Origin of the sequence: Colwellia sp. 5_MG-2023, assembly GCF_030547795.1 — a bacterium.
Taxonomy (GTDB): Bacteria; Pseudomonadota; Gammaproteobacteria; order Enterobacterales; family Alteromonadaceae; genus Colwellia.
Map to the genome: position 1 here is coordinate 47,808 of NZ_JAUOPW010000007.1, position 17,747 is coordinate 65,554.

Consider the following 17,747-nt stretch of genomic DNA (forward strand, 5'->3'; position numbering starts at 1 on the left):
TATACCCTAGATGAAATCAATTCACCATGTAGGAGGTAATTCAACAAAATATATGCTTCACTCCCCTTAATATCTCACACTGATATGACATTTATTGTCGTAACAACATCAACACTTCTTGAGTTTTCTCATTCATTAATTCTATATTACCTTTCGATTCAACATTTAGCCTAACGACTGGCTCAGTATTACTGCTACGTAAATTAAAACGCCAATAACTAAACTCCATACTAATACCATCTGTATTATCTATCAACTGAGCATCATTTTGATAAAAGTTAAGTACACGAGTAATCGCTTTTTGAGCATCGATAACGCGGCTATTAATTTCACCTGAAGAGGGATAGGCTTTAATACGTGCTTGAACTAAATTGGATAAGGGCTCTTGACGTAAGCACATTAATTCAGCAATTAATAGCCAAGGAATCATACCGCTATCGCAATAGAAAAAGTCTCTAAAATAGTGGTGAGCACTCATCTCTCCTCCATAAATAGCATCTTCACTACGCATACGCTCTTTTATAAATGCATGTCCTGTTTTATTTTGAATAGCTTGACCGCCAGCTCGTGCAACGATATCAATGGTATTCCATGTTAAACGAGGATCATGAATTATTTTCTGTGGTGATGAATTTACCTGACTATTATTATTTTTAGCGGTTTTCGCTAAAAAATATTCCGCTAACAAACCAACAATATAATATCCCTCAATAAACCGCCCTTGCTCGTCAAAGAAAAAGCAACGATCAAAGTCACCGTCCCAAGCAATGCCCATATCAGCACTGTGCTCTACTACCGCCTTTTGAGTCACCAATCTATTTTCTACTAATAAAGGATTTGGAATACCATTTGGAAAGTTACCATCAGGCTGATGATGCACTTTAATAAACTCAACAGGTATGCTTAACTGTTCAAAGACGATCTCAAGTGCATCTATTGTCGGGCCTGCTGTGCCATTACCAGCATTAACCACTAATTTTAATGGCTTAATTGATTTTGAATGTAATAAAGAAAGATTTTTAACATTAATATAAGTTAACAAATGCTCAGTATAGGACTGACTGATGTCATAAGTTGCATACCTTCCTTTTCGCGCAACGTTAGTAAACTCATTTTGCTCAGCCAACGCCTTAATATCAAAAAGGCCAGTATCACCACTGATAGCTTTAGAGCTTTCTCGTACTAGCTTCATACCATTGTAGTCAATCGGATTATGGCTGGCAGTAACAGCAATGCCCCCTTCGGCCCCGAGGTAACTCGTCGCAAAGTAAATATGTTCAGTGCCACACAAACCTAAATCAATAACGTCACTACCTCCGTCCATCAAACCGTTAGCAAGTGCCAACTTCAATGACTCACTCGTTAAACGTATATCAGCACCTATAACCACTTTATTTGCTCTAGTAAATTGAGCAAAAGCACGTCCAATACGATAGGCAATTTCTGTATTTAATTCTTCGCCAATTTTGCCACGAATATCATAAGCTTTAAAACACGTAAGGTTGGTCACTATTTTATGCGCCCATATTTGTCTTCAAAACGAACAATATCGTCTTCTCCTAAATAGCTTCCCGATTGTACCTCTATCATTTCTAAAGGAAGTAATCCTGGATTTTCTAGCGCATGAACAGCGCCAATAGGAATATAAGTAGATTGGTTTTCTTTTAAAATAATAATTTCATCATTAAGTGTCACTTTAGCTATGCCTGAGACAATAATCCAGTGCTCAGCCCTATGCTGATGAACTTGTAGAGATAATTTAGCGCCAGAGTTTACCGTAATACGCTTTACTTGAAAGCGTTCACCTTGATCAACCAAGTCATACTTCCCCCATGGTCGATATACTGCTCGGTGCAACTGTGTTTCCGGTCGTTGTAATGCTTTGAGTTCATTTACTATAACGTCGACATTTTGTACTTTATTTTTATCCGCAACCAGAACAGCGTCAGGCGTATCAATAACAACTAAATTATCTACACCTAACGTAGCAATAAGTTTATTTTGGCTATGTAAATAACTATTGTGAGTGTCGTGAGCAATGACATCGCCTTTTAGGACATTATGTTGTGAATCTTGCTGACCTACTTCCCAAAGCGCAGAATATGAGCCAATATCACTCCAGCCTGCGTCTAAAGGCACAACCACAGCATCGTCAGTTTTTTCCATAACCGCATAATCAATTGACACATTGGCACATTGTAAAAAAGCATCACGATCGGGACGAATAAAGTCTAAATCTGTTGCAACATTAGCCATTGCTTCTTGGCATGCTGTTAAAATATCCGGTCTACACTTTGCTAACTCTTCTAAATAGCGACTTGCTTTAAATAAAAACATGCCGCTATTCCATAAATAATCACCAGACTCTACATAACTTTGTGCTTTATCAATTGTTGGTTTTTCAACAAATCGAGCTACTTGATAAATACCAGCATCTTTTTTGATGCCTTGCTTAATATAGCCATACCCTGTTTCAGCATGTGTAGGCACAATACCAAAAGCAACCAATGCTCCTTGCTCAGCCGTAATGCACGCAATATCAATGGCTTGATGAAATTTTTTTATATCGTTAATTACATGATCTGCAGCTAAAACAAGCAATAGCGCATCATCACCTTTTGCCAACGCATTTAAAGCCGCAATAGCAACGGCAGGTGCTGTATTCCTTCCTTGTGGCTCAAGCAAAATACTCGCCCCAGAACAATTCACTTGTTTAACTTGCTCTGCCACTAGAAAACGATGATCTTCATTGCAAATAAAGACCGGTGCTTGGTACTGCGTTGCTAAACGGGCCAAAGTCTCTTGCAACATACTATTATCATTAATCAGTGCTAAAAATTGTTTAGGAAATTGTGCACGTGAAAGAGGCCATAAGCGAGTCCCACTACCGCCACACATAATGATAGGTGATACAGATAACTTAGTTGCATTTACTTTGGGCATTTATCTTCCATTTAATTTAGAGTGAGATATTATTAAGGTAGTAATAGAGCATGATAATAGTTTCAAAAAAAACATATAAGCGTTTTAATATTTTATTTGATATAACAGCTATAAATTTAAATTCCATATTGATTTCTATATGAATTATTTTCTATTAAGCACTATACTTTTTCATCTATTTCAAATAACTAGTTTTGTTTTATAAAGGAGTATTAAATGTTCAATTACGACGAGGCATTTTCTCGAAATATCGGTTGGGTTACTAAAGAAGAACAGCAAAAATTAAGAAAGACAAAAGTAGCCATTGGTGGTTTGGGAGGTGTTGGAGGGGACCATACGACTGTATTGTCTCGGTTAGGTGTTGGTAACTTCCATATTTCAGATCTTGATGACTATGATGTTGCTAATTTCAACCGACAAGCAGGCGCTAACATGTCTACATTAGGTAAAGCCAAAGCTGCGGTAATGGAAGAAACAATAAAAGGTATTAACCCTGAAGCTCATGTAAAAAACTTTGACAATGGCATTGATGAAAACAATTTAGAAGAATTTCTAGATGGCGTGGATATCTACGTTGATAGTCTCGATATTTTTTGCTTAGAGATTCGCCGTAAAGTATTTAGACGTTGTTATGAGAAAGGCATACCAACAATAACTGCTGCACCAATGGGCATGGGCACAGCCTTTCTAGTTTTTATGCCTGGAAAAATGTCTTTTGATGAATACTTCGCCATTGTAGATCCAAAGCAAAATGCAAGCGAGCACGAAAAAGAGCTTATATTTAATGATAATATTATTCGATTTGTTATTGGTGTTTCTCCCTCTGTACAACAAAGACATTACCTAGTTGAACGTTCTTCTGTAAACTTTCTTAAGAAAAAAGTGCCTTCTACTTGCATGGGAATTTCATTAGCGGCTGGTACTTTATGTACTAACGTTTTGAAAATAATTCTAAACCGTGGTGAAGTTATACATGCCCCACACGGATTGCATTTCGATGCTTATAGAAACAAACTAATAAAAACATGGCGACCTTGGGGTAATAAAAATCCAATTCAAAAATATATGTTCTGGCGAGTGAAACAATTATTAAAGGATAGCACTTAATCATAAGCGAAGTTACCTCAAATAATTCAACAACACTCATTCTACTTAATAATACATAATAGTTTAGAATATTATTTGCGAACCAATAAATAGAAATAAAAAAACCGCCAATAGGCGGTTTTTTTTATTTTAGCCAAAGCTAATGTTTAATTAAGATTTACGACGACGCGCGCCAGCTAAACCTAATAAACCTAAACCTAAAATTGCAATTGAAGCAGGCTCTGGAACATTAAAAGTAATAGAACCATCATGTTGCCCTTCAACCATAAATACGTTATTACCTTCTGCATCTGTACCAAGGAAGTCAGCACTAGTTACATCTTCAGTATTATAATCAAGTAAAGAATTAACCGCAAAATCAGGAGATACTTGATCTTCTGAATATTCTTTAAAGCCACCAAGTAGGCTATTGAATACATCACCAGCCACAACACCATTTACAAGATCAGTACCGTAGTTACTAACATTACCACCTACAAAAGAACCTGAAGCAGTCAACCCTGAGTTTGTTACATTAATAGTAAATAACTCAATAAAATCAGCAGTTGAAGTCATACCTGCTTGGTAATAATAAATGCTAATAGCACCTGAAGTATAATCAAGATATTGATTAGTACCACCAGCAACAGTACCCATTAGGTTGTTGATTTGGAATGTTAAACCCCAATCACCACCATAGCCATTATCACTAGGGCCACCAAACGTTGTTTGTTGTGGGTTAAGTCCTGTTATTAAGTTGCTACTAAGGCTGCTTAAATCGCCATTAATAAAACCACCGTTAGTTACAATGCTATCACCGTCAGTAAGTAAACTTGCAGCAGTACCACTAAAGCTACCATCTACATCAACCACTGTAGTTTCAGATTGGTAAATATATGTTAACTGATCAATCCAACCAGTACTACTTGAAGTAGTTGCAACGTTACCATTTCCACCAAAATCCTGTCCTACATCTAAAAAGATAGGGTCTGCTACTGCAACAGTAGTTGTTAACGCTAAAGCCGAAGCTAAAAGTAATTTTTTCATTTTTAATTCCTTGTCTTGTATGTGAAATAGTGAAGTTCAATTTTATACTTAGTATATAAGCACCAAACATGCCAACATTTCAAGGTCATGTTTTAAAACAACTTTTTTAAATGCCATCATTTACATATCCTTTAGTTGTAAAATTAACTGACACTTAAATTCACCTTGCTATTAACCTCATCTTGCCATATTGAAACAGCACACTAATTAGAAATAGCTTCAAGCTTAGCTTTTATCTTTAAATTATCTACATCTATTAATAAAGCTTTGTTCAAATACTCTTTAGCTACTTCTTTTTTATTTAATTTAAGATTTATGTCTGCTGCTGTATCTAACACACTGACACTATTAGAATTCAGCTCAAGAGCCTTTTCTATATTTCCTTTTGCTTTCTCGTATTCACCTTTGGTTAATTGTAACCAAGCAAGGTTATTTAACACTGTTGCTGAAACGACATTATTATTTACTAAATAGAGATAATGGTTTATAGCTTTATCACGCGAAGTCTCCATATAGTTATCAGCTAAAATAAGGCGTGTTGCTATATCTTTAGGAAAACGTACTAAATGTTGCTCTAAAAACTCATGTGCTTGCGTTGCTTGATTGAGTTTTTGTAAGATAAAATAAATTAAATGCGCTGTTTTAGCTCTATTACTTGCTTTATAACTAGCATTTAAAGTATTTAAAGCTTCTTGATAGCTTCCTTCTATCGCTAAAAAGTTACCCTGTAAATACAAACCTAAAGGTAGAGCTTTCGCCTCTACTATTAAACTATTAAACGCCTCTTTTGCTTTCTCTATTTGTTTACTATGCAATAAAAAGTAGCTATAGAGTACTTTTAACCGTGCACTTTGCGGGTGTATTAACAACGCTGATTCAGTTTTAGTAAGTGCCTCGGCTAATTTTTGCTGGTTATCTAGTAAATCTATAGCATACAGCCAAGACAACTGCTCTTCTGGTTTTATTAACGACCATTTATTAGCAACATCAATGGCTTTTTCTATTTCATTTGTTAATTGATAGCTTCGGATCAAATAAACCCAAACTTGATTATTAGTATTTTCATCTAGTGCAACATCAGCATCATTTAATAGTGGAATAATCTCGTTAAATTCTTGAAGTTTAAATAGAGAATCCACTAACAATAAGCGATACGGCATATCAGGTTGCGCTTTATAAGCATTTTTAATTTTAGTTAGACTTTCGTTAACCTCATTATTTGCTATATCAATGCTTAAATTCATTTTTAATGCGAAGATATGCATAGGCCGCTCTTTAAGAATACGCTCAACATAGCCTTTAGCTAAATTCAAATCACCACTCTTCCATGCTTGGCTCGCAAAAAAAACTAATGAATTAACGTTGTTTTCATCAATATCTAAAGCACCTGTATAGTTATCTGTAGCTTTTTCGATTTCATTTTTTTTAATATGTACAAGAGCTGCTAAATTAAAGCCAATAAGTTGACTTTTAATATCTTTTTTTAACAATTCAGCAATAGCTAAAGCTTTAGCAAAATCATTCGCTTCAAGGTAAGCAGTAAAAAGTACTACCTTAGGATTTAAATCTTCAGGTGAAGAGGCAACAACTTTTTCTATATCAATAAGACCTTCCACATCATTAAGATATAGCTTTAGTGCCCCTAGTTTTAAAATACTGTCTGGATCATGCATAGCAACACTATCAAGTTGACTAATAGAGTTTTTAGCTGCTTGACGATCACCTCGACTAGATAAGACCAAACTAGCTTCAGTCAGCAGCTTTTCATCTTCTGCTGTCATTATTTCTAATTCTGATAAGGTCTGTCCTGCATTAGTATTATAACCCAGCGCCAACTCTGTAATAGCAAGAATTTTTTTAGCTGAATGGCCATTTTCTATAGTATCCCTTATTGCATTGAGGTAATAGTATGCTTGCTCATAATTTTTCTCTCTAAAATAAATTACACCTGCAATTAATTGATTAGAGCGATTTCTCATACCATTTTGTATCGCTTTTTCTATATGATATTTAGCAAGTGATATCTCTTCTTTAGCATAAAGTGATACTCCTTTAATCTGATGTAAAAGCGCATTTTCTGGGGCTATATTAAATAAAGCATCCGCTATTTTTTCAGCTTCATCAAAATTACCATCTTGCACATAGGCCTTAGCTAATTTAATTTGAACCTGATAATTTATCGGGATGTAATTTAAATAACGCTTGTAAGCGGAAATAGCTTCTTCGTTATCCTTTGTAAATAGAGATAAATTACCTTTTAGATCTATTGCTTCAATAGATTCTGGTTGTTCAAGCAATACTTGATTAACAATAGACAGAGCACTTGAGATATTATTTGTTGCTGCTTGGTAATATGCATTACTTACTTGCACTATGGCCTCATTAGGTAACATAGAATTCACTTTATCTAACATACGCTTAGCTTCTGATAATTCCTCTTGCCCAATCAGAGCAATCACTTCGTATGCCCAAACAATTCCTTGAACTTCTTTATCAGTGATATCCCACTCTTTTGCAAACAAGACTATATCTTCATACTTTTGTTGTGCTAGCAGTGATTTAAAAACAAGAGGAGCAACTAAATTAACATCAAAACCTAAATCAAGTGATAATAACAACTCTTTTTCAGCTGAAACAACACTGCCTATTTGTAAATAACTACTACCTAATAAAAAGCGAGGTAGCGCTGCTTTAGGAGATTGTACAATCGATTTTTTAAGTAGTATTACCGCAGATTTAGGCTTGTCTTGTTGTAAATATGATTGTGCTTCAGCAATTTGTTCTTCTGGTGTACTGTTTGGCGAGCAAGCGCCTAAAGTTATCAGTAGAGAAATTGCTAGGGTCATTTTTTGAATTTTAAATTTCATTAGTACTCCATCACTCTTTATTAGGTAAATCAGCTAAAGTATTTTTTATTGTAAAACACCATATAAATTTATAATCTTTTTTTTATATAATTTAATGTGAATTATTTATTTTTGAACTAAACGAATAAAGTATACGCTTGGGTATGCCGACCTAATCACAATTTTAGGGCTACCGAACACTTACGATAATTTCGAATATTGCACTCAATAATTGCTCTTTAAAAAATTGTCTCATAAATACATAAATTCATAAAGATTGAATTGAGTCTCAGGCTTCACAATCAAAATAAAATTATTGGTAAGTTATATTAACTATTGATAAAGTAACCTCAACTATATCAGGGCATCATTAAATAAACACGACAAAATGGATTACCTTTATAATAAAGTCGTAAATTATTATTTTAATGAACTAAGGACGTTACAATAAATAATTCAATGAAAGATTCAATTAACAATAATACGAGCTCACAAAATAAATCACTGCTCCCTTTTTTGAGCATTCTAGTGTTATTCACAGTATTAAGCCTGCTAAATTATCCTATTATGGCAACACTTTGGCGTTACAGTTTTGATGATGGCACATACTCGCATGCATATTTAGTCCCGTTCATTGTACTTTATTTGTACTTCACCCTATATGAAAATCATGAATTACAATTTAGAGAGAAATTTTCTTGGCTTGCATTAGCTCTGCTAGTTTTTTCTGCTTACAGTCTTTTTATTGCCTCTACCGCACAAATCACATTAGCTTATTGGCTCGCAACATTAATATTACTTTGCGCGGCCATCAACTTTGTATTTAAGTTTAGTATAAAACTGCTTTTTCCAGCTCTTTACTTTATTTTTCTTATTCCTTTATGGGGGATTCTCACAATTCCTCTACAAAACCTCTCTATCTTTGCTGTCAATGCCTTAATGAGCTTAACGAATATTCCTGTGTTTGTTGAAGATGAGTTTGTACACATACCTTCAGGGGTTTTTGAAATTGCCGGAGGGTGTAGTGGTTTACGTTATTTACTGACCTCTTTAGCTATTAGTTCTTTATATATTTTTCTTTACCTTAGAAATATAAAAAACATAGCCATTTTTGCTTCGGTCGCTATTTTAGGCGCTCTCCTAACCAATTGGATACGTATAGTTCTTTTAATTATTATTGGTCATGAAACTGAAATGACCAGCGACTTAATGACTGATCACAACATGTTCGGCTGGTATCTATACGTACCATTCATGTTATTATTATTTAAATTAGGTAGTTATATTACTGAAAAAGAGAATAATAATGTAGTAGAAAAAGATAATTCAGCACAACAACAGCCACATAAACCAAACGGATTAATACTCTTAGTATTATGTACCCTACTAATAATTTCCTCTACAGGTTTAAAGCAAACATACATCTTAAATTCATCAGATAATAGTCAACATGATATTGAACAAAGTTTAAAAATAAAACCTCTTATATATCACTACTCATCTATTGATATCAAAATAGCAGAACCTGATAATATCAATTTAGTTTATCATTTTGATGGAAATAAGTTGGAAGGCAAACCAACCTTTTACGATAATAACTTAATACCTAAAAATTGGCATATTTTAAATACAAAAGTAATTAACCAAGAACAAGTAATTAGTATTCAGAAAGGAATTGAAAAAGCTCAACTTACAATAAGCTACGCCATTAATGGCAAACAAATTGCGACGACAGGGCAATTTAAAAAAGAGCGACTCAAAAAAGCGTTAACTGGAGAAGGTTCAACATCTCTTCAATGGAGTTTTGAGCGATTATAAAAAATAATAAGCTCGAAATATGTTATTTTGAGGACAAGCACTAACAAAGTGTCAGTGCTTGTTTAATCCAGTAAAAACACCAGTTTTGATTTACGTCAAAACACCACAAGCATCAATAATATTATTTTTTACTTGTATTTTTTTATAACTCTCATGTCCTGTTACTATTACAACAACATCCGCCCAATTAAATACCTCATCTATTGCTTCAATTCTCTCACATTCCCATTGAGGAACATGATCATCGTGATATTTAACATTAAAACCCTGAGATAAGAGGTGTTGTAAAATAGGCTCTGCTGGTGTCTCTCTACAATCATCAACATTGGGTTTATAAGCTACACCTAAAATAGCTATATTTTTACCTGACACCTGTTGTGCCATTTCTATTACTTTATTTGCAATAACAAAAGGTCTTTCATCATTCACTTTACGTGCTAAACGAATAAACTCACCTGTTTGTGTGCTTTCTACTAAAAACCATGGATCAATAGGAATACAGTGTCCACCAACCCCTGGGCCAGGATTTAACACATTAACTCTTGGATGACGGTTAGCTAATTTAATAACTTCACTCACATTCACATGAAGCTCATCACAAACCTGAGCCAATTCATTAGCAAAAGCAATACCAACATCTCTTGAAGTGTTTTCTACAAGTTTCACACATTCTGCGGTTGTTAAATCTGTTAAAAAGACTTCACCTTCTACAAAACTTTGATAAATATCTTTTACTTTTTGCTGTGCTTCTATACTAGACGCACCTATGATTCTGTCGTTATGAACCAGTTCATGTAAAGTTTGACCTGGGATAGCACGCTCTGGACAATGAACTACATCAACATTTAACCCTTTTGATTGAAAACGTTTTTCAACTTCCAAGCTAGTTCTAGGTGAGATAGTAGATTCAATTATCACTGTTTGTCCATCTTTAGCCACTTTAGCAATAGCATCAACAGCAGCAAAAACATAAGAACGATCACAGCTCTTATTTTTGTGTGGTGTAGGCACTGCAACTAAATATGTTTGACTTGATGGTATCGATAAAGATGCTGTTAAATACCCTTGGTCAACAACCTTTTTCACTAATTCAGGCATACCAACTTCATCAAATGGACATTCACCTCGATTAATTGAATCTACCTTTTCTTGGCTTAAATCAACTCCAGTAACCGAATAGCCAGCTTGTGCCAATAGACTAGAAATAGGTAACCCCATATAGCCCATACCAATAACACTTAACGTTTCGTTTTTCGCTATTATAGGACGTTCAACAAGTTCAGTATTATCAGCAACAATAATATCCAAAATAGCCTCTGCAACATGCCCGTCACCAAACGGATTATCCCAAGCATAGCTTTCTCGACTTAACCATTGTTTTGCAGCTTTTACCGCTTTTTCAGCATTTCTACCTACGAGCTCACTGGCACCGACTTCAACAGCTTCTGGACGCTCGGTATTCTCTCTTAGTGTTAAGCTAGGGACACCTAACAAACAAGCTTCTTCTTGAATACCACCAGAATCAGTTAAAATTAATTTGGCGAATTTTTGTAATTGAATAAAATCTAAATAACCCACAGGAGGAATGAGTTGTAGGTATTCAGGTAACTCAATATTAAATTCTTTTATTTTCGCTTGAGTTCTAGGATGAATAGGCCAAACAATGGTACCAGTATAATTAGCGTGCATTTCATCAAATAAATGCAATAGTTCTAAGAGGTTAGAGGCTATATCAACATTAGATGCTCGATGAGCCGTAACTAAAAAGTAATCTCGTTTCTTTAACTTCAAATCAGCTAAAATAGTACTATTTTGCGCTGAAATTTCTAAATGCTGAAATAAAGAGTCTGAAACCGTATTACCAACAGTATATATACTTTGATCTGCTATACCTTCTTTTAGCAAAATTTCTTTTTGATTAGGGCCAACTGCAAATAAATATTCACTGATGTGATCTGTCATTATACGGTTTGTTTCTTCTGGCATAGTACGATCATAGCTACGCAATCCTGCCTCAATATGCCCGACTTTAATACCAAGTTTAGAAGCCGCTAAAGCACCCGCCAGCACTGTATTAGTATCCCCTTGAACAAGTACTACATCAGGGTTTTCATCAATGAGTATAGGTTCCATCTTAATTAAAATGTTACCTGTTTGGTTACTATGCAACCCCGAGCCTACGCCTAAATTATAGTGTGGCACAGGTAGTTTTAATTCATCGAAAAAAATACTATCCATTTCTTTTGAATAATGTTGATTCGAGTGAATAATAAAAAAAGATATATCTCGCTTTTGGCATTCTCGAATGACCGGTGCCATTTTAATAATTTCAGGGCGAGTACCAACGATAATCCCAATTTTCATGTAAACTTTCCTTTAATTTATTTTATGAATTAATAACAGCAGAATAACAGCAGTTTACCCGTTTCAAAAAATATTAAACAGCACTTTGTCGGTAACTTAACCTAATATAAAACATTGAGACTAAGCTATCTCTACTAGTGTGAGTATTATTTTCCTTTAAAGCATATGCTAACCAAAATAATTGCACAGAGATACTTCTCTTAGAAAAAAGTGTTAACAAGGGCTTATCATTAAAATCAAAAATATCTTATCGAGTAAAACGAGCAAACAACCAAATAATGTTAGCCATCATAACTTTAATATCTCTTAACAAAAAGTTACTCTCCAGAGCATACTTTTTAATACAAAAGATGATATATTAGGCCATTAAGTAGTACGTCTGTACCCTACTGGAGCATAGTAATTAAATGCTAAACCACATTGACAAATTATGGCTGTAATAGACAAATCAATAATACTTTTTTTGTAAATTACTAACTAACACCCCTTATAAGAAAGCTGGTAATTTTTTATATTAGAATGGATACCAAAAAGTAATGAATATTTATCATATTACGTTAAAAACAAAGCTTTTTTATGTGTTTTTTATTTTACTACCTTTACTACAATCTTGTGGTGGAGAAAGTGTTGTTAATCAAGCTACTGCAAGTAGTAATAATATTGAAATTATCTCTATTGAAAGCGAAGAAGCGCTTTATGAAGAAAATGATGCATTCATAACTGGGAAAATAGTAGCACCAGATAACACACAATTGACTTATCAGTGGATTCAAACATCGGGTATTCCGCTTACTTTAAAAAACACGACCCAACAAACAGTAAACTTTTCTATCCCTAACTTAAATGCTGATGAAGAAATCACTCTCGAATTAACAGTGACAGACGCCAATAATAACACGCAAACAAAGCAAACTAAGTTTACTTTATTATATGTCAATACTCCTCCTAATATAGATATAGAAAAAACAGTAACTGTTAACGAACTATCCGAAGTCACGCTAACGGGTAGTCTTTTAGATAAAGAAGGTGACGTAACAAGTAAGTGGCTACAGAAATCAGGAACAATTGTTGAAATAACGCCACTGCAAAATTTAGGCATATCATTCACAACGCCTAAAGTTAACGCTATCGAAACATTAGTATTTGAGCTAACCATAATAGATAGCGATGATGCTCAGACCAAAGAAACAATCACGGTAACGATATTACCTTACGCGGTTGAAATTCCACAACATGTGTTACTGTTAACCAACGACAGAATTAACCAAGTAAAAATAAAAATAGCAGAAGACGATAGTGCCTGGAATGATCTCACGAGTAACCTTGAGAATTATTTTGTCCAAATACCATATAATTCTGGAGAATATGCCGCTAGCTTTGCGTTAGCTTTCTATGTAAGCGGTGAAATAAGATACATGGACAGGGTTATTGAACTATTAGAACATACCTACTTTAGTGAACCTAATATCGGTTGGAAATATTACAATAACCGTAACATTTTCAGAAGTGGATCTCGCTGGGCCATTATGGGATATACATGGATCAAGTCATATATATCTCAAGCTAAGCAAACAGAAATAGAGAGTTTTTTTGCCCTATGGGGTGAATATTGGCTAGAATATATTGATTTTAAGAATGATTTTGAAAAATTCAGCGTTGGAGATAGTGATGAACTTACTTCATTAGCTGAAAACTTGACACTATTAGGTTATGCCCTGAATGACTCTTCTCAGCATACTGATTTAAGCCAACAACTGTTAAGTGCCGGTGATACTTTACTTAATCGTTTTGTTGGTGAATATTATATGAAAGATATAATGGCAGGTGGTGCTTGGGCCGAAGGTTCAGACTACAGTCCTGCGACACAAGCTCATTGGATAAGAATATATATGATCAATAAAGATCAGCGCGATATTCCTTACCCAACAAATTACGGTCATGACGCACTGCAAGCACTTATCCATCAAACACTCGCTAACTATTCTGGTGTTTATAAGTATGGTGACGAAGAAGGCTCAACTGATTACGAGCCGTTGTCTGACGACAACCGTTACCAATTCGCTTTAGAATTAATGGGTTTATTGGAGAATGAAGACGATATTGCGCAGCTTAACCAATGGTTTAATACGCTATTAGCCAATGAAGGCTATAAAAGCAGCTCTATAACTACGCATTTTCAACGTTTATTACATCATGACCCTCAGCTTAAAAACAGCTCACCAGTTTTCCCAGAAAGTACGCTCAACATATCCCCGGGCGTAGGCCTGATAAGTAGTAGAAACGATTGGACAAGCTCTGCTACTAATCTATATTTTATTAACAGAAAAATACGTGTTCATCATGAACATAAAGATGCATTGTCGTTCGACATAGCCTATGGTGGAAATTGGATCACCAAAGAAGTAACAGGGTATGATGGCAGTGCAGTATCAAGCTTAGCCCATAACACAATTTTAATAGAAAATGCGGACAGTGGTTCATCAAGCCCAACTCTTAGGGCCGCCGGAAAACCTAATTACACACACATATCCGACGATCCATATACGACATTAATTTCTGCAGATGCAACAAATGCTTATAATATGTCAGCGTATTATGCTACGAATTATGCGGCATTAGTCAACAGACAGTTAGCCTTTATTAAACCCGGTATAGTCATAACCTACGATCATGTAATAACGATACCTGACCAAATAAAAGATTTAATCCAGTATAGTGACCTTGGATTAACAGCAGGAATGAGCCACACAAGATGGGTGAAAACCATTCAGCACTTTCAAGCTAAGCCTGAAAAACAAGCATCATTGAATAATAGTTTTTTAATCAAAGACGGCATAAGCAAAGTGTTATTTCAAAATATATGGCCATTAAATACCAATATAGAAGTGGTTGATGAGCAAAAGCTATGGGCTGATGTCGCGGCTTATCAAATACAAGACAATCAAAAAAAATGGCACTTAAGTATATCCAATGAATCAAAAACACCAAATAATGAAATTATAAACATTCTTCAATTCTCTGCAGAAGATGAAAATATACAATTTGATCAAAACCCTATAATGATGACAATAGAAAATGGGTTAATAAAAAGTAATAACGTAATTGGGGTAGCCATTTCCTCTGATTCAGAAAAATTTATAATATTATTTAATCAAACTCCGGATAAAATCATAGAAAATGTCGAATATGTGCATCCGAGTGGTTATGATAACGCATTAGTCTATGGCATTGGTATTGACTTAAAATAAACGATAATCAATTCAATTTAAGCCATCTTTTTATTTTCAATAACTAACATTACAAATCTTGGAAGAGTTAATATGAGAAAAGGAATAATTTTAGCGGGAGGCAGTGGAACTCGCCTTTACCCCTTAACAAAGGTTGTTAGTAAGCAACTAATGCCTGTTTACGATAAACCAATGATTTACTATCCATTAGCCACATTAATGCAAGCGGGTATTAATGAAATTTTGATTATTTCAACGCCCGAAGAAATAGACAGATTTAGTGATTTACTTGGCAATGGTGATAATTTTGGCATCAAACTTTGCTACGAAGTACAAGCAAGTCCTGATGGCTTAGCACAAGCCTTTACAATTGCAGAAGAGTTTTTAAATGGTAGCTCTGCTGCCTTGGTACTTGGCGACAACATGTTTTACGGCCACGATCTGGTAAAATCACTTAAAAATGCTAACGTTCAAACATCCGGCGGCACAGTATTCGGTTATCATGTTGCTAATCCAAAGTCATATGGCGTAGTCGAATTTGATAAAAATGGTGTTGCAATTTCTATCGAAGAAAAGCCTGAAATACCTAAATCAAACTATGCCGTTCCTGGTATCTACTTTTTTGATGAACGCGTGGTAGAGTTTGCCAAAAAGGTAAAACCATCTGCACGGGGCGAATTAGAAATAACCGATGTTATCGACCAATATTTACAAGCAGGTGAATTACGCGTAGAAATTATGGGGCGAGGCACTGCCTGGTTAGATACCGGTACGCATGATGATCTACTCGCTGCAGCACAATTTATTGCCACTATAGATAAACGCCAAGGATTAAAAGTTAACTGTCCTGAAGAAGTTGCCTATAGAAATGGCTGGATTACCGAAGACAAGTTACGTGAAATTGCAGCTCCTTTAGTTAAAAGCGGTTATGGCGCATATTTATTGAAACTGATCAGCGAGAAAGTATTTTAATGAAATATATTGAAACAGCCATTCCCGATGTAAAAATAATAGAATCTAATGTATTTGGTGATGAACGTGGTTTTTTTATGGAAACGTTTCGGGTCGATGAGTTTATTAATAACTGCGCTGAAAAAACCTTTGTTCAAGATAATCACAGTAAATCAAGTCATGGTATTTTACGTGGTTTACATTACCAACTACAGCAAACTCAAGGTAAGCTTGTGCGAGTTACTGCAGGGGAAGTATATGATGTAGCAGTAGATATGAGAGCAAGTTCGCCCACCTATGGTCAACATGTGGGTGTTGTATTATCAGCTGAAAACAAACGTCAATTGTGGGTGCCTGAAGGTTTTGCTCACGGATTTTATGTAATGAGTGAGTCTGCAGAATTTGTTTATAAATGCACTAACTACTACTCACCAGAACACGAAGTCTCTTTATTGTGGAATGATGCCGACTTAGCAATAGAGTGGCCGCTAGTCGATAATATTGCACCATTATTATCAGCAAAAGACAAAGACGCTCTACCCTTTGCAGAAGCTCCCACATTTAAATAATTTCAAATGGTACTGTTTTCATGAAAATTGTTGTTATAGGTAAAAGTGGTCAACTGGCAACCGAGTTAAGTTACCTGGCAAATGATCAACTAGACATCATTTGCTTAGGTAGGAATGATATTAATATTGAAGATAAAAGCGCTATAGAAGCAAAGTTATCTGAATTAAAACCAAATGCAGTGATTAATGCTGCTGCATATACAGCGGTAGATTTAGCAGAAACAGAGTCTGACAAGGCAAAAAAAATAAATGGTTATTATGTCGGTTATTTGGCAGAAGTTTGCCAAGCCCTTTCGTTACACCTTGTTCATCTTTCAACAGATTTTGTATTCGATGGTACTCATTCAATTCCATATACAACCACTGACACAATAGCACCTGTAAATACTTACGGTGAAAGTAAAGCTATCGGTGAAAACTTACTATTCCAAGCCGCGCCAAATAACAGCTGTATAATTAGAACAGCATGGGTATATTCAACACACGGTAATAACTTTGTAAAAACCATGCTTACCTTAATGGAGAGTAAGCCTGAATTGGGAGTTATTAGCGATCAAATTGGTACACCAACTTATGCTAAAACCTTAGCTCAAGCGAGTTTACACGCCGCAATTAACAAGTTAACGGGCATTTATCATTGGACAGACCAAGGCGTGGCAAGTTGGTATGACTTTGCTGTTGCAATTCAAGCATTAGCCTTTGATAAAAAAATTATTACTAAGTGTATCCCTATAAAAGCAATAACCACTGCTGACTACCCAACCCCAGCAAAAAGGCCACACTTTAGCGTTTTAGACAAATCAAAAAATGCAAATATTTTCCCCTTAGAATTAATTAATCACTGGCAGACACAGCTTGATTGCATGTTAAACAATTTAAAGAACAGAGAAGAATAA

General features: G+C 35.0%; 11 protein-coding genes. 6 read left to right on the forward strand and 5 right to left on the reverse strand.

The window, feature by feature from the left end; genetic code table 11:
• Positions 1 to 91: 91 nt before the first annotated feature.
• Entirely contained in the window at positions 92 to 1,513 is a 1,422-nt protein-coding gene (locus Q4496_RS07400) for a phosphomannomutase CpsG (RefSeq protein WP_303610192.1), read from the reverse strand.
• Positions 1,510 to 2,943 carry a mannose-1-phosphate guanylyltransferase/mannose-6-phosphate isomerase gene (locus Q4496_RS07405; protein WP_303610153.1) on the reverse strand — a complete coding sequence of 478 codons (1,434 nt, stop codon included), beginning with the start codon at positions 2,941 to 2,943 and terminating at the stop codon, positions 1,510 to 1,512. Before Q4496_RS07405 ends, Q4496_RS07400 begins: the two co-directional genes overlap by 4 nt.
• A 216-nt stretch (positions 2,944 to 3,159) precedes the next feature.
• On the opposite strand from Q4496_RS07405, the gene Q4496_RS07410 reads away from it, so the two are divergent.
• Positions 3,160 to 4,050, forward strand: a complete 891-nt coding sequence (locus tag Q4496_RS07410) for a ThiF family adenylyltransferase (protein WP_303610154.1) — start codon at positions 3,160 to 3,162, stop codon at positions 4,048 to 4,050.
• 150 nt (positions 4,051 to 4,200) lie between these two features.
• Here the strand turns inward: Q4496_RS07410 and Q4496_RS07415 are convergent, their stop codons facing one another.
• The gene (locus Q4496_RS07415; RefSeq protein ID WP_303610155.1) at positions 4,201 to 5,076 is read right to left on the reverse strand and encodes a PEP-CTERM sorting domain-containing protein; all 876 of its coding nucleotides are present in this window, start codon (positions 5,074 to 5,076) and stop codon (positions 4,201 to 4,203) included.
• Between the two features lie 203 nt (positions 5,077 to 5,279).
• Positions 5,280 to 7,943: an XrtA/PEP-CTERM system TPR-repeat protein PrsT gene (gene prsT / locus Q4496_RS07420; protein ID WP_303610156.1), complete on the reverse strand. Its 2,664-nt coding sequence runs from the start codon at positions 7,941 to 7,943 to the stop codon at positions 5,280 to 5,282.
• 438 nt (positions 7,944 to 8,381) lie between these two features.
• Here prsT and xrt point away from each other — a divergent pair, with 438 nt between their 5' ends.
• The gene (xrt, locus tag Q4496_RS07425; protein WP_303610157.1) at positions 8,382 to 9,740 is read left to right on the forward strand and encodes an exosortase; all 1,359 of its coding nucleotides are present in this window, start codon (positions 8,382 to 8,384) and stop codon (positions 9,738 to 9,740) included.
• Positions 9,741 to 9,830: 90 nt separating this feature from the next.
• Here the strand turns inward: xrt and wecB are convergent, their stop codons facing one another.
• Positions 9,831 to 12,104 carry a non-hydrolyzing UDP-N-acetylglucosamine 2-epimerase gene (wecB, locus tag Q4496_RS07430; RefSeq protein WP_303610158.1) on the reverse strand — a complete coding sequence of 758 codons (2,274 nt, stop codon included), beginning with the start codon at positions 12,102 to 12,104 and terminating at the stop codon, positions 9,831 to 9,833.
• A 536-nt stretch (positions 12,105 to 12,640) separates the two neighbouring features.
• Here wecB and Q4496_RS07435 point away from each other — a divergent pair.
• The 4 genes from Q4496_RS07435 to rfbD all read left to right on the forward strand — a co-directional run bounded on the left by Q4496_RS07435 (position 12,641) and on the right by rfbD (position 17,747).
• On the forward strand, positions 12,641 to 15,352 hold the full coding sequence (locus Q4496_RS07435; protein WP_303610159.1) for a hypothetical protein: 2,712 nt from the start codon (positions 12,641 to 12,643) through the stop codon (positions 15,350 to 15,352).
• A 72-nt stretch (positions 15,353 to 15,424) separates the two neighbouring features.
• On the forward strand, positions 15,425 to 16,303 hold the full coding sequence (gene rfbA / locus Q4496_RS07440; protein ID WP_303610160.1) for a glucose-1-phosphate thymidylyltransferase RfbA: 879 nt from the start codon (positions 15,425 to 15,427) through the stop codon (positions 16,301 to 16,303).
• Positions 16,303 to 16,851, forward strand: a complete 549-nt coding sequence (rfbC, locus tag Q4496_RS07445) for a dTDP-4-dehydrorhamnose 3,5-epimerase (RefSeq protein ID WP_303610161.1) — start codon at positions 16,303 to 16,305, stop codon at positions 16,849 to 16,851. Before rfbA ends, rfbC begins: the two co-directional genes overlap by 1 nt.
• Before the next feature lie 20 nt (positions 16,852 to 16,871).
• Complete coding sequence (gene rfbD, locus Q4496_RS07450) at positions 16,872 to 17,747, forward strand: dTDP-4-dehydrorhamnose reductase (RefSeq protein ID WP_303610162.1); 876 nt, start codon at positions 16,872 to 16,874, stop codon at positions 17,745 to 17,747.